The organism is Leucobacter chromiisoli, assembly GCF_016522505.1.
GTDB classification, from domain to species: Bacteria; Actinomycetota; Actinomycetes; order Actinomycetales; family Microbacteriaceae; genus Leucobacter; species Leucobacter chromiisoli.
This window is the reverse complement of record NZ_JAEHOH010000011.1, coordinates 157,129-170,833: the sequence shown is the minus strand read 5'-3', so window position 1 is coordinate 170,833 and position 13,705 is coordinate 157,129. Positions and strand designations below refer to the sequence as shown.

The 13,705-nt window shown below is 70.2% G+C and carries 12 protein-coding genes and 2 rRNA genes; 12 read left to right on the top strand and 2 right to left on the bottom strand.

The features are described 5' to 3' along the window. The 8 genes from JD276_RS09360 to mnhG form a co-directional block, all read left to right on the top strand. A 23S ribosomal RNA gene (locus JD276_RS09360) occupies positions 1-93 on the top strand; the annotation flags it as partial. Positions 94-244: 151 nt separating this feature from the next. Beyond that, positions 245-361, top strand: a 5S ribosomal RNA gene (gene rrf / locus JD276_RS09355). Positions 362-608: 247 nt separating this feature from the next. After that, positions 609-3,503, top strand: coding sequence for a Na+/H+ antiporter subunit A (locus JD276_RS09350; protein WP_307866517.1), 2,895 nt, complete (start codon positions 609-611; stop codon positions 3,501-3,503). Next, a complete protein-coding gene (locus tag JD276_RS09345; RefSeq protein WP_200115369.1) occupies positions 3,500-3,997 on the top strand; it encodes a Na(+)/H(+) antiporter subunit C in 498 nt (165 codons plus the stop codon). The genes JD276_RS09350 and JD276_RS09345 overlap by 4 nt, the downstream gene beginning before the upstream one ends. After that, positions 3,994-5,682 (top strand): Na+/H+ antiporter subunit D, encoded by a 1,689-nt coding sequence (locus JD276_RS09340; RefSeq protein ID WP_200115368.1) that lies wholly within the window; start codon positions 3,994-3,996, stop codon positions 5,680-5,682. Before JD276_RS09345 ends, JD276_RS09340 begins: the two co-directional genes overlap by 4 nt. Next, complete coding sequence (locus JD276_RS09335) at positions 5,679-6,263, top strand: Na+/H+ antiporter subunit E (RefSeq protein ID WP_200115367.1); 585 nt, start codon at positions 5,679-5,681, stop codon at positions 6,261-6,263. Before JD276_RS09340 ends, JD276_RS09335 begins: the two co-directional genes overlap by 4 nt. After that, complete coding sequence (locus JD276_RS09330; RefSeq protein WP_200115366.1) at positions 6,260-6,583, top strand: MrpF/PhaF family protein; 324 nt, start codon at positions 6,260-6,262, stop codon at positions 6,581-6,583. Before JD276_RS09335 ends, JD276_RS09330 begins: the two co-directional genes overlap by 4 nt. After that, positions 6,576-6,974, top strand: a complete 399-nt coding sequence (mnhG, locus tag JD276_RS09325; RefSeq protein WP_200115365.1) for a monovalent cation/H(+) antiporter subunit G — start codon at positions 6,576-6,578, stop codon at positions 6,972-6,974. The genes JD276_RS09330 and mnhG overlap by 8 nt, the downstream gene beginning before the upstream one ends. 13 nt (positions 6,975-6,987) lie before the next feature. Here the strand turns inward: mnhG and aceB are convergent, their stop codons facing one another. Together aceB and aceA are read right to left on the bottom strand one after the other, a co-directional pair. Further along, positions 6,988-8,619: a malate synthase A gene (gene aceB / locus JD276_RS09320; RefSeq protein WP_200115364.1), complete on the bottom strand. Its 1,632-nt coding sequence runs from the start codon at positions 8,617-8,619 to the stop codon at positions 6,988-6,990. Continuing rightward, positions 8,619-9,917, bottom strand: coding sequence for an isocitrate lyase (gene aceA / locus JD276_RS09315; RefSeq protein WP_200115363.1), 1,299 nt, complete (start codon positions 9,915-9,917; stop codon positions 8,619-8,621). Before aceA ends, aceB begins: the two co-directional genes overlap by 1 nt. A gap of 150 nt (positions 9,918-10,067) precedes the next feature. On the opposite strand from aceA, the gene JD276_RS09310 reads away from it, so the two are divergent. From JD276_RS09310 to JD276_RS09295, 4 genes are all read left to right on the top strand, one after another. Beyond that, positions 10,068-11,564, top strand: coding sequence for an XRE family transcriptional regulator (locus JD276_RS09310; RefSeq protein ID WP_200115362.1), 1,497 nt, complete (start codon positions 10,068-10,070; stop codon positions 11,562-11,564). Positions 11,565-11,660: 96 nt separating this feature from the next. Beyond that, positions 11,661-12,125 carry an FHA domain-containing protein gene (locus tag JD276_RS09305; protein ID WP_307866516.1) on the top strand — a complete coding sequence of 155 codons (465 nt, stop codon included), beginning with the start codon at positions 11,661-11,663 and terminating at the stop codon, positions 12,123-12,125. Position 12,126: 1 nt separating this feature from the next. After that, positions 12,127-12,804 carry a transcriptional regulator FtsR gene (ftsR, locus tag JD276_RS09300; protein WP_200115360.1) on the top strand — a complete coding sequence of 226 codons (678 nt, stop codon included), beginning with the start codon at positions 12,127-12,129 and terminating at the stop codon, positions 12,802-12,804. A 181-nt stretch (positions 12,805-12,985) separates the two neighbouring features. After that, entirely contained in the window at positions 12,986-13,585 is a 600-nt protein-coding gene (locus tag JD276_RS09295; RefSeq protein ID WP_200115359.1) for a MerR family transcriptional regulator, read from the top strand. Positions 13,586-13,705: the final 120 nt, after the last annotated feature.

Here is a 13,705-nt window from a genome sequence, read left to right as displayed (position 1 = left end):
GGCTCCCAGGAGATGACTGGGTTGATAGGCCAGATGTGGAAGCGCTGTAAGGTGTGGAGCTGACTGGTACTAATAAGCCGATGACTTGACTTCATCCCGCATATTGGTGTGGGGCATGGGTGTCAGTGTGTGTGTGTTCGCGTCCGCTTTGTGGTTCTTGACGTATGGTCCAAGAACCCTACCCATAACCCCCCCTTTTTGTGTTGGGGTGGGGGTGGTGGGGTGTTTGGTAGGTCAATAGTGTTACGGTGGTTATAGCGTCAGGGAAACGCCCGGTGACATTCCGAACCCGGAAGCTAAGGCTGACAGCGCCGATGGTACTGCACTCGGGAGGGTGTGGGAGAGTAGGACACCGCCGGACTCCTCTGTGATGAGTAGGGTCGTTCAGGGACGGTACGCCAGAGTTGGCGTGCTGTTCCCGGACGGCCCTATTCGTGTTATATCGACGGTTTTCGTATCGCGTGTGGCAGCCTGGGAGGCGGCAGCATGCCCCGCGGCCCGTCGAGAGACGAAGGTTCCACGCCCTCGCGCACAGGGTTTCGAAACCTGGCGTCCGCTAGACTCGAAGTGGCGAGAGATCGAGGAAGCGGGGGCTGCGGATGGCGTTGATGACGAGTGGTCTGCTCGCCATCTCCATCCTTTCGATCCTCGCGTATCCGCTGATCCGGCGTCTCGGGCGCAAGGCCTTCTACCTGCTGGCTCTCGCGCTGGCCGCGGCGTGCGTGCTCTTCGCCGTCCAGGCGCCCGCGATCCTCTCGGGCGCCGTCCTCGTCGAGCGGTTCGAGTGGGTGCCGCAGCTCGATCTCGCCCTGACCTTCAGGCTCGACATCGTCTCGCTGATGTTCGCGCTGCTCGTCACCGGCGCCGGGGCGCTCGTGCTGCTCTACTGCACCCGATACTTCGACAGCGGCGAGGCCGGCCTGCCCCGCTTCGGCTCGGTGTTCCTCGGCTTCGCCGCCTCCATGCTCGGGCTCGTGCTCGCCGATGACGTCTACCTGCTCTTCATCTTCTGGGAGGGCACCACGGTGTTCTCCTTCCTGCTGATCGGCCACTCCTCGAAGCTGCGCACCAGCCGCGCGGCCGCGCTGCAAGCGCTCATGGTGACCACCTTCGGCGGGCTCGCCATGCTGGTCGGGCTCGTGCTGCTCGCCTCGGCGGCGGGCACTTCGGAACTCTCGGGCATCGTCGCCGACCCGCCCGGGGGAGCGCTCGGCGCGACGGCGGCGTTCCTCCTGCTCGCCGGGGCCCTGTCGAAGTCGGCGATCTTCCCCTTCCACTTCTGGCTCCCCGGCGCGATGGCCGCCCCGACGCCCGTGAGCGCCTATCTGCACGCCGCGGCGATGGTGAAGGCCGGCATCTATCTGATCGCCCGCATGGGTCCGGCCTTCGGCGACGTCCCGGGCTACCGCGAGACGCTCGTCGTGCTCGGCGCGATCACCATGATCAACGGCGGCATCCGGGCCCTCCGCCAGTTCGACATCAAGCTGATCGTCGCCCATGGAACGGTGAGCCAGCTGGGCCTGCTGGTGATGGTCTTCGGCGCGGCCGACCCGCGCAGCGACTTCGCCGGCCTCGCGCTGCTCTTCGCGCACGCCGTCGCCAAGGCGCCGCTGTTCCTGACGGTCGGCATCATCGACCACGGCACGGGCACCCGCGACCTCCGGAAGCTGAGCGGGCTCGGCAGACGCGTGCCCGCCCTCGCCGTCATCGCCGCGCTCGCGTCGTTGTCGATGGCGGGAGTGCCCCCGTTCTTCGGCTTCGTCGCGAAGGAGTCCGCCCTCACCGAGCTGCTCGCGATCGGCCAGGAACGCCCCATCGCCTACCTCGCCTTCGCCTTCACCGCGATCGGCAGCGTGCTCACCGTCGCCTACATGGGGCGCTTCCTCTGGGGCGCCTTCGGCTCGAAGCCGGGTGTCGAGCCGACGCCCCTCGCGCACCGGCAGGAGGCGGGAATCCTCGTGGCTCCGGCGGTGTTCGCGGCGTTCACCGTGCTCGGCGGCCTCGGAGCCACGCTGCTCGACCCCTGGCTGCAGGCCGCCGTCGCCGGGTCGTCTGACGAGACGCTGGCGCCCGAGCACTTCGCGCTCTGGCACGGCTTCACACCGGTGCTCGCCGTCTCCGCGTCGATCCTGATCCTCGGCGGGCTGCTGCTGCTCGTGGTGCGTCGCACGAGCCCGCTGCTGCCGCCGTCGCCCGAGCGCTTCTCGGCCTCCCACGCCTACTGGGTGCTCACGCACTGGATCGATGAACTCGCCGTGCGACTGACCGCGATCACTCAGCGCGGCTCGCTGCCCTTCTACCTCGCGGTGATCCTCGGCGTCTTCGTGCTCGCCATCGGCGGCACCCTCATCACGACGGGCGTGCTGCCCGAGAGGCTCGAGTTCGCGAGCTCTCCCGTGCAGATCCCGATCGCCATCATCATGATCCTCGCCGCCGTCTTCTCGCTCCGCGCGCGCACCAGGTTCCAGGCCGTGGTGCTGGTCGGAGTAACCGGCTACGGCATGGCGGCGATCTTCGCGCTGCACGGGGCGCCCGACCTCGCGCTCACGCAGGCGCTCGTGGAGACGGTGACCCTCATCGCGTTCATCCTCGTCATCCGCCGGCTGCCGCAGCGCATCGGCTCGGTCCCGGCGCCGAGGGTGCGGTGGATGCGCGCGGTCATCGGTGCCGCCGTGGGCCTCGTGCTCGGCGGCGTCGCCCTCGTGTCGCTCGGAGCGCGGGTGGCCGAGCCGATCTCCCTGCAGCTCCCCGAGCTCGCCTACACGGGCGGGCACGGCAAGAACGTCGTGAACGTGATGCTCGTCGACATCCGCGGCTGGGACACGATGGGGGAGCTCTCCGTGATCCTCGCCGCCGCGACGGGCGTCGCCTCCCTCGTGTTCCTGAGGACGCGCGTCGACAACCGCCCGAAGCTGAGCCGCAAGGCCGCGCGCAGCCAGGTGCGGGAGCACCTGCTCAAGGTGGCCGACCCCAACGACGCGACCCAGCGGGTCAGCTGGCTGCTCGCCGGCCGCCACCTCGACCCCGCGCGGCGCTCGATCCTGCTCGAGGTCGTCGTGCGGCTGATCTTCCACGCCCTCATGCTGCTCTCGCTGTACCTGCTGCTGACCGGTCACAACACGCCGGGAGGCGGGTTCGCCGGCGGCCTCGTGGCGGGCCTCGCGCTCGTCGCGAGGTACCTGGCGGGCGGGCGCTACGAGCTCGGGGCGACCGTCCCGCTCGACGCCGGCCGGATCCTCGGCACCGGCCTCGCCGTGGCGGTGACGATGGCGTTCCTCCCGCTCCTGTTCGGCCAGTCGGCGCTGGCGTCGGCCTGGTTCGATCTCGACCTCGGCCCCTTCGGCGAGCTCTCCTTCGTCACCTCCACGCTCTTCGACATCGGCGTCTACCTGGTGGTCTTCGGCCTGATCCTCGACGTGCTGCGCAGCCTGGGAGCGGAGATCGACGAGCACGAGGAGGAGGACGCCGAGACGGCGCTCGAGGAGGAGGTGTCCCCGCGATGACCATGCCTCTCGTGCTCGTCGCCGTCATGGTGGTGCTCTACGCCTGCGGGGTGTACCTGCTGCTCGATCGAGCGCTGACGCGGCTGCTGCTCGGCTTCCTGCTCGTCGGGAACGCGACGAACCTGCTGATCTTCCTCATGTCCGGTTCGTTCGGCGCCGCCCCCATCTCGGGCGAGGCCGCTCCCGAGGAGATGAGCGACCCGCTGCCGCAGGCCTTCATCCTCACCGCTATCGTGATCACCTTCGGCGTGAGCGCCTTCCTGCTCGCACTGATCTACCGCAGCTGGCGCCTCGCGCACCACGACGAGGACCGCGTGCAGGACGACGAGGACGATCTGGAGCTCGCGACCACGGAGGCCCTCACCACGGTGGAGGTCACCGACGTGGATCTCGCCGAGACGCGGGAGTTCTCCGACAACGCGGCCGACGACGCTGCGGAGAGCGCCTTCGACGGCGCCGTGGACGGCGCGGGCGCGGGGGAGGATCCGCGATGACCCCTCTCGTCCCTCTCGTCGTGCTCGTGCCGCTCGTCGGCGCGGCCCTGGCGCTGGTCTTCCCCGGGCAGCGGCGCGTGCAGCAGACCATCACCGTGACCGCGCTCACCGTCGTGGTCGCGCTCGGCGGCGTGCTCATGTGGGCCGTCGACGCCGGCGGCACGCTCGTCATGGAGGTCGGCGGCTGGGCCGCGCCGTTCGGGATCGCGCTCGTCGTCGACCGGCTCTCGGCCCTCATGCTCACGGTCTCGGCCGTCGTGCTGCTCGGGGTCTTCCTGTTCTCGCTGGGCCAGGGCCTCGCCGACGGCGACGACGAGACGCCCGTGTCGATCTACTACCCGACCTACCTCGTGCTGGGCGCGGGCGTGTGCAACGCGTTCATCGCGGGCGACCTCTTCAACCTCTACGTCGGCTTCGAGATCCTGCTGGTCGCGAGCTACGTGCTCATCACCCTCGGCGGCACGGTGCAGCGCATCAGGGCCGGAGTCACCTACGTCGTCGTCTCGCTGGTCTCCTCCGTGCTCTTCCTCGCCGCGATCGGCCTCATCTACGGCGCGACCGGCACGGTCAACATGGCGCAGCTCACCCTGCGCATCGCGGAGCTGCCGAGCGAGATCCAGCTGCTGCTCAACCTGGCGCTGCTGATCGCGTTCGGGATCAAGGCCGCCGTGTTCCCGCTCGCGTTCTGGCTGCCCGACTCCTACCCGACGGCTCCCGCGCCCGTCACCGCGGTCTTCGCGGGCCTGCTCACCAAGGTGGGCGTGTACGCCATCATCCGCAGCCAGACCCTCCTGTTCCCGGACTCGAGCGTCGACGATCTGCTGCTCGTGGTGGCGGGGCTCACGCTCGTGGTCGGGATCCTGGGCGCGGTCTCCCAGCTCGACATCAAGCGCCTGCTCTCCTTCACCCTGATCAGCCACATCGGCTACATGATCTTCGGCATCGGCATGGCGAACTCGGCCGGATTCGCCGCGACCATCTACTACATCGCGCACCACATCATCGTGCAGACGACGCTCTTCCTCGCGGTGGGCCTGATCGAGCGGCACGGCGGGACGACCTCGCTCGCCGGTCTCGGCGGCATGCTCCGCAGCGCCCCCGTGATCGCGGTGCTGTTCTTCGTCCCCATGCTGAACCTCGGCGGGATCCCCCCGTTCTCGGGCTTCATCGGCAAGCTGGGCCTCTTCACCGCCGCCGCGGAACTCGCGACCCCCGGCGCCTACTGGCTGATGGGGGTGGGCGCCCTCGTGTCGCTGCTCACCCTCTACGCGCTGGCCCGCGCCTGGACCCTCGCCTTCTGGCGCCCCCGCGTCACGGCGGACGGCAAGGCGCCGAAGCCGACGAGCACCGAGGCGCTGCTGCTGCGCAAGCGGGAGGCGCAGATGCTCGAGGCGCTGCACGACGCCCCCGACGCCCAGCCCCTGCAGGAGCAGAAGGAGACGCCGCGCCTGATGATCGGAGCGACGGCCGGCATGGTCGCGGTGAGCATCGCGCTCACCGTGTTCGCCGGGCCGCTCTACGCCTACTCGACGAGGGCGGGCGAAACGGTCGCCGAGCCCGGGCAGCTCGTCGAGCGCGTGCTCGGGGAGCACCGCGGCGAACTGGGCGGCGGCAGCGGGGACACGCGACTCGAGCGGGACCACCACGGGCACCCCCTGGACACCGGTGAGGAGGACGGCGAATGAGCGGAGGCGGCGAGGCCGGCGCCCGGCGGACCCCGCGTCCGCGGCGGGCGAGCCGCATCGAGCGCGTGCTGCGGCTGCACGAGCTGCCGCTGCTCATCGGGCTCGTCCTCACCTGGATGGCGCTCTGGCACGAGGTGTCGTGGATGTCGTTCGTCAGCGGCATCGTGGTCGCCGTCGTCGTGACCCGCCTCTTCTACCTGCCGCCCGTGAAGCTCGCCGGCCGCTTCAACCCGTGGTACGCCCTGCGCTACCTGGTCTACTTCTTCTGGCACCTCTCGCGAGCCTCCTGGCAGGTGGCGTGGCTCGCCGTGCGGCCCGGCCCCCCGCCGCCCACCTCGATCATCGCGGTGGAGCTGCGCACCCGCTCCGACTTCATCCTCACGATGGTGGGCCTCACGAACTCGCTCATCCCCGGCTCGCTCGTCGCCGAGGTGGACCGGTTCTCGTCGACGCTGTACCTGCACGTGCTGAACACGCCCGCGCAGCAGGACATCGACCGCATGCGCCGCGACGTGTACCACATCGAGAACCTGCTCATCCGGGCCGTCGGGTCCCGGGAGGAACTGGAGGCGATCCGATGACGCTCTTCACGATCTGCATGGTGGTCGGCGCGGCGCTCGGCATCGCGGCGACGGCGCTGTGCGCGCTCGTCCGCATCATCCAGGGGCCGACGATCCTCGACCGGATGATCGCCTCGGACGTGCTGCTCACCACGCTGATGCTCGCCGTGGGCGCCGAGATGGTGGTGCGGGGGCACACGGAGACGATCCCGCTGATGATCGCCATCGCCGCCACGTCCGTCTTCGCGACGATCACCGTGGCGCGATACGTGAAGCGGCGGGGAGCCTCGCCCTCGGGTTCGTCGCCCGAGCGGGGCGGGGAGGGTACGAGCCATGTCTGATCTGGTGTTCGACGTGCTCGCCCTCGTGTGCCTCCTGCTCGCCGCGGTGCTCTCGGTGGCCGCCGGCGTCGGCCTGCTGCGCTTCCCCGACGCCCTCAGCCGCCTGCACGCGGCGACGAAGCCGCAGATCTTCGGCCTGCTGCTGATCATCCTCGCCATCGCGCTGGAGGAGCGCTCCTTCTCGACGCTGCTGGCGCTGATCCCCGTGTTCGTGTTCCAGTCGCTCACCGCCCCGATCTCGGCCCACATGGTCGGTCGAGCCGCCTACCGCACCGGGCAGCTGAACACGGACAGCCTCTTCGTCGACGAGCTCGGACCCGCGATCGAGCGGAGCGAGGCGCAGCGGGCCGGAGAGACGAAGGGGCGGGATCCCGAGGAATCCCGCCCCTGAGCCGCCCGCCGGGCTACGCGTCGACGAGGTACCGGCTGTACGCCGGCACCGTGAGGAAGGCGGGGAAGTCGCTGCCGAGCGCGACGTCTCTGAACAGCTCGGCCGCGTCCTCGTAGCGGTCGCCCTCGAACCGCTCGAACCCCGCGACGGTCTCGTCGACGAGCCCCTCGACCCAGTCGCGCGTGATGGCCGTGCCCTCCGCGGTGGTCTGATCCTGGTGGATCCACTGCCAGATCTGGGAGCGGCTGATCTCCGCGGTCGCGGCGTCCTCCATGAGGTTGTCGATGGCCGCCGCCCCGATGCCGCGCAGCCACGACTCGATGTAGCGGATGCCGATGGAGACGTTCTCGCGCACGCCCGCCTCCGTGATGTCGCGCCCGATGTGCACGTCGAGCAGCTGCGCCGCCGTGACCTCGACGTCGTCGCGCTGTCGGTCGACCTGGTGGGGCCGGTCGCCGAGCACGGCGTCGAACTCCTGCTGCGCGACCGGGATGAGGTCGGGGTGGGCCACCCAGGTGCCGTCGAAGCCGTCGTTCGCCTCGCGGTGCTTGTCGGCGCTGACCTTCTCCTCCGCGCGGCGCGTGACCTCGGGGTCGCGGCGATTCGGGATGAAGGCGCTCATGCCGCCGATCGCGTGCGCACCGCGTCGGTGGCAGGTCTTCACCAGCAGCTCGGTGTACGCGCGCATGAACGGCACCGTCATCGTCACCTCGCTGCGGTCGGGGAGCACGAAGCGGGCGCCCCGACCGCGGTAGTTCTTGATGATCGAGAAGATGTAGTCCCACCGGCCGGCGTTGAGGCCCGCGCAGTGGTCGCGCAGCACGTAGAGGATCTCCTCCATCTCGAACGCGGCGGGCAGCGTCTCGATGAGCACGGTCGCCCGGATGGTGCCGTGGGGGAGGCCGAGGGCCCGCTCGGTGAAGGTGAAGACGTCGTCCCAGAGCTTCGCCTCCTCGCTCGACTCGAGCTTGGCGATGTAGAAGTAGGGGCCCCGTCCCCGCTCGACCAGCTCCCGCGCGTTGTGGAAGGCGTAGAGCCCGAAGTCGACGAGGCTGCCGGAGGCCGCCCCCGCCCGCCCCTTCGCGTCGACGAAGCGGATGTGCTTCTCGACGAGGTGCCAGCCGCGCGGGCGCATCACGATCGTGGGCGTGCGCTCCGCGGTGACCCGGTACTCCTTGCCCTGCGGGCTCGTGTACTCGAGGCGCTCCCGGATCGCGTCGTACAGCGACAGCTGGCCTCCGATCACGTTCCGCCAGGTCGGGCTGGTCGCGTCCTCCTGGTCGGCGAGCCACACGCGGGCGCCGGAGTTCATCGCGTTGATCGTCATCTTCGGGTCGGTCGGGCCGGTGATCTCGACCCGCCGATCCTCGAGACCGGGTCCCGCCCCCGCGACGCGCCACTCGGCGTCCTCGCGGATGTGCCTGGTGTCGTCGCGGAAGCGCGGGTCGCGTCCGTTGCCGATCTCGTAGCGGCGGCGCTGGCGGTCGGCGAGCCGGTCGTGTCGGGCGCCCGCGAAACGGTGGTGCAGCTCGGCGAGGAACTGCAGCGCCTCGGGCGTGAGGATCTCGTCGCTGCGCTCGAAGGCGCGGCCGGTCACCTCGATCCGCGGCCCGGTGGCGGTGGTCGGAAGCGTGGCGGTGCTCATCAGAACTGTCCTTCCTCGGTCGAGCCCACGAGCGCCAGCGTCGAGGCGGTGGGGTTGAGAGCGGTCGAGATCGCGTCGAAGTAGCCGGTGCCGACCTCGCGCTGGTGCTTGGTCGCCGTGTAGCCGCGCGCCTCGTCGGCGAACTCGCGCTCCTGCAGCTCGACATAGGCCGACATGCCGCTCCTGGCGTAGCCGTGCGCGAGGTCGAACATCGAGGAGTTGAGCGAGTGGAACCCGGCGAGGGTGATGAACTGGAAGGTGAAGCCCATCGCTCCGAGCTCGCGCTGGAACTTGGCGATGGTCGCGTCGTCGAGGTGCTTCTTCCAGTTGAACGACGGCGAGCAGTTGTAGGCGAGCATCTGGTCGGGGAACTCCGACCGGACCCCCTCGGCGAACCTCCGGGCGAGGTCGAGATCGGGGGTGCCGGTCTCCATCCAGATGAGGTCGGAGTAGGGGGCGTACGCCTTGGCGCGGGCGATGCAGGGCTCGAGGCCGTTCCGCACCTTGTAGAAACCCTCGGGGGTGCGCTCGCCGGTGATGAAGCGCTGATCGCGCTCGTCGACGTCGGAGGTGATGAGCGTGGCGGCCTCGGCGTCGGTGCGGGCGACGATGACGCTGGGCACTCCGGCGACGTCGGCGGCGAGGCGCGCGGCGTTCAGCGTGCGGATGTGCTGCTGGGTCGGGATGAGCACCTTGCCGCCGAGGTGGCCGCACTTCTTCTCGCTGGCGAGCTGATCCTCCCAGTGCACGCCCGAGGCGCCCGCCGCGATCATCGACTTCATGAGCTCGTAGGCGTTGAGCGGGCCGCCGAAGCCGGCCTCTGCGTCGGCGACGATCGGCACCAGCCAGTCCTCGACGCTCTGGATGCCCTCGGCGTGCTCGATCTGGTCGGCGCGGAGCAGGGCGTTGTTGATGCGGCGGACCACCTGCGGCACCGAGTTCGCCGGGTAGAGCGACTGGTCGGGGTAGGTCTGGCCCGAGAGGTTGGCGTCGGCGGCGACCTGCCAGCCCGAGAGGTAGACGGCGCGGAGACCGGCCTTCACCTGCTGCACGGCCTGGTTGCCGGTGAGCGCCCCCAGCGCGTGGGTGTAGCGGCCCTCGGCGGCCTCCTCGGTGAGCTGGGCCCAGAGCTTCTCCGCGCCGCGGCGCGCGAGGGTGTGCTCCTCCTGAACCCTGCCCCGCAGCCGGACGACGTCCTCCGCGCTGTAGTCGCGCTCGATGCCCTCCCAGCGCGGGTCGTTCTCCCAGTCCCAGGCCAGCTGCTCGGCGGTCGGGTGCGGTGATGCTTCGTTGGTCACGGTGACTCCTGTCGACGGGCCCGTCCTCGGGCGTTGGTCTGCGTGTTTCCATCTTGCGGGCGGTTTCGCGGCCCGATCCGAGGTACGCGGGGGTGAAGAACATCGATATTTCTGCTTGTCGGAAGAATCCGGATCTGAGAGGATGCCCCTATGACTCCCTACGACGCCCCAGCGCAGTCCTCGTCGGGCCGGGTGCTCTCCGCCGTGGCCCCCGACCCGGAGGGTGCTGCGGACGCTCTCACCCTCGGCCGGCGCATCCGCGAGCGCCGCGCGCAGCTCGGGCTGACGCTCGAGCAGCTCGCCGCGGCGATCGACCGCGCGCCCTCCCAGCTCTCGGCGATCGAGAACGGCAAGCGCGAGCCCCGGCTTCCGGTGCTCCGCGCGCTCGCGGCCGCGCTCGGATCCACGGTGGACGAGCTCCTCTCCGAGGAGGCGCCGAGCGAGCGCGCGGCCCTTGAGATCGCGGTGGAGCGCGCGCAGCGCGGAGCGGTCTTCCGATCGCTCGGCATCCAGCCGATCCGCGTGTCGAAGGCGACGAGCGATGAGACGCTTCGGGCGATCCTCGGGCTCCACCAGGAGGTCGAGCGGCTGAACCGCGAGCGGGCGGCGACTCCCGAGGAGGCGCGCAGGGCCAACACGGAGCTGCGCTCCGAGATGCGCGTGCGGGGCAACTACTTCGCGGAGCTCGAGCGGCAGGCGGGCGAGCTGCTCGGTTCGGTGGGCTACGGCGGAGGCCCGGTCTCGCAGCGCACGATCGCCGACATCGCGAGGAAGCTCGGCTTCACCCTGCACTACGTCTCCGACCTCCCGCACTCCACGCGCTCCGTGATCGATCGGCGGAACGGTCGCATCTACCTCGGCAGCAACCTCCCCTCCCGCGACGCCCGCGCGCCCGTCCTGCGGGCCCTCGCGAGCCTCGTCTGCGGGCACGAGGAGCCCCGGAGCTACGGCGACTTCCTGCGCCAGCGCGTCGAGGCGAACTACCTCGCGGGCGCGGTGCTGCTGCCCGAGGAGGCCGCGGTCGGCATGCTGGCGGAGGCGAAGCGGCAGCGGCAGATCTCCATGGAGGATCTGCGCGACGCCTTCGCCGTGTCGTACGAGATGGCCGCTCACCGCTTCACGAACCTCGCGACGGAGCGGCTGGGCCTCGAGGTGCACTTCATGAAGGCGCACGAGTCGGGCACCCTGATCAAGGCGTACGAGAACGACGGGGTGCGCTTCCCGTCCGACGGCCTCGGCAACCTCGAGGGGGCGTCGGTGTGCCGCAACTGGACGGCGCGCACGGTCTTCGCCCAGCCCGATCGCTTCAACCCCTGGTACCAGTACACCGACATGGCGTCGGGGGGAACGTACTGGTGCACCTCTCGGGTGGAGAAGGCCAAGGAGGGCCTCTACTCGGTGAGCGTGGGGGTGCAGTTCGACGCGGTCAAGTGGTTCCGCGGTCGCGAGACTCCGCACCGCAATCGGTCGCGCTGCCCGGACGAGAGCTGCTGCCGACTCGCCTCCGACGACCTCACCCGAAAGTGGGAGGCGGCCGCGTGGCCGGAGGCGGCGACGCCGACGAGCCTGCTCGCCGCGCTGCCGACGGGAACGTTCCCCGGCGTCGACTCGCACGAGGTGTACGCATTCCTCGAATCGCATGAGTAGCCGCTCCGACGGGATGCGAGCGGGGCAGGGCTTGCGGTAGCGTAGAAGGGCCGGAACCCCGGCAGCGAAAGCCCCCGATCAGGGATGGGTGAAGACGTGAACGCCGAGAATCAGGCTCGTCGCGCCGACGATACCGAAGTCCGCTCCACGCAGCAGTTCCGCGAGGACCTGGGTGCGATGATCCGCGCCCGCGTGATCGACCTGACGATCGACGAGCAGGAGGCCGTGGGCGCGCTGCCCACGGGCGCCGCCCTGCTCGTCGTGCGCCGCGGGCCCGACCAGGGCGCCCGCTTCCTGCTGGACCAGGACGTCACGGTGGCCGGCCGCCGACCCGGCGTCGGCATCTTCCTCGACGACGTCACGGTTTCGCGCAAGCACGCCGAGTTCCGCCGCTCGGGCACCCGATTCTCGGTGGTCGACCTCGGGTCGCTCAACGGCACCTTCTGCGACGGGTCGCGCATCGACTCCGAGACGGTGCTCGAAGACGGCGTGGAAGTGCAGGTCGGCAAGTTCAAGTTCACCTTCTTCGCCTCGCGATTCGATCTCGCGGACGAGAGCTGACGTGGCGGCCCAGAACGCCCAGCTCGCGACGGCCGGACTGCTCAGCATCGGGCAGGTGCTCGCGCGCCTGCAGGACGACTTCGCGGATCTCTCCCCGTCGAAGCTGCGCTTCCTCGAGGAGCAGGGGCTCATCACCCCCGAGCGCACGAAATCGGGCTACCGGAAGTTCTCGCAGGCGCACATCGAGCGGCTGCGCCTCATCCTGACGCTCCAGCGCGATCACTACCTGCCGCTCAAGGTCATCGCCGAGGTGCTGGAGGAGGTCGACCAGGGTCGGGATCCCGTGATCCCGGGCGCGGCGCCCCGGAGCGCGTCGAGCATCCTCTCCCCGCGGAAGCTGCTCGGCAGCGATGAGCTGAAGCGCCTCACCGGGGCGAGCTCCCGGCTGCTCGGCGAGGCCATCGCGGCGGGTCTGCTGCCGGCAGCGGAGGTCTTCCCCCACGAGGCGGTGGCGCAGCTCACCGCCCTCGTGAAGCTGTCGGAGCGGGGGATCACCCCCCGCCACCTCCGGTCCCTGCGGGTGGCGGCGGAGCGCGACGCCGAGCTCATCTCGCAGGCCGTCGCGACCCGCGGCGTCAAGACGGGGAGCCCGCACTCCGACGAGGACTCGCTCGAGCTCGCGGGGTACCTCGACACGCTGCGCTCGGGCGTGCTCCGCAACCGCCTGCTCGCGGGCTGACGGGCTCGGTTCGAGACGAGAACCCGGCCCTTCCGGGCGTTCTCGGCGACCGCCGAAAACCTTAAACCTCTACCTGAACGCGACACGCGGAATCCAAAGTGCTCCGGTCGTTGCATGCGGGCACCCCCGGCGGTAGCGTTGATGAGGCTCGGTGCGATGGGCGCCGCTGGAAAGGACCACCATGGAGAACACTCAGCTGCCGTCGGGTGACGCGGACGCCTCTGTGACCGGTCCGGAAGGGCCCCAGCGGCGCGACACCCTGGGGGCTGAGCTGCTCTTCGACGACGGGCTCCCGAAGCCCGACGAGAGCGGGGGGTTCAAAGGGGCGGTGGCCGCTCGCGCCGCGGGCATCAGCTATCGTCAGCTCGACTACTGGGCCCGGACGGGGCTCGTCGAGCCGACCGTGCGGAGCGCCAAGGGCTCCGGTTCGCAGCGCCTCTACGGCTTCCGCGACATCCTCGTGCTGAAGCTCGTCAAGCGCCTGCTCGACACGGGCATCTCCCTCCAGCAGATCCGCACCGCGGTCGCCCAGCTGCACGAGGCCGGCGTGCACGACCTCTCCCAGACCACGCTCATGAGCGACGGCGCCAGCGTGTACCTCTGCACCTCGAGCGACGAGGTCATCGACCTCGTGAGCCGCGGCCAGGGCGTCTTCGGCATCGCCGTCGGCAAGGTCCTCCGCGAGGTCGAGACCTCGCTCGTCGACATGGACGATCACCGGGCGGCGGCCGAGGTCGACGAGCTCGCCCGCCGTCGCGAGACCCGCAAGAAGATCTCCTAGCGAACCCCGCCCGGTTCGGCCCGAGGCGGAGCCCCCTCCGCCTCGGGGAACCGCCGCGGGGGAGCCGGCCCCTGGGACGACGGAGGGGCGGGCCGCCGCAGCCGCCCACCCCTCCGTATC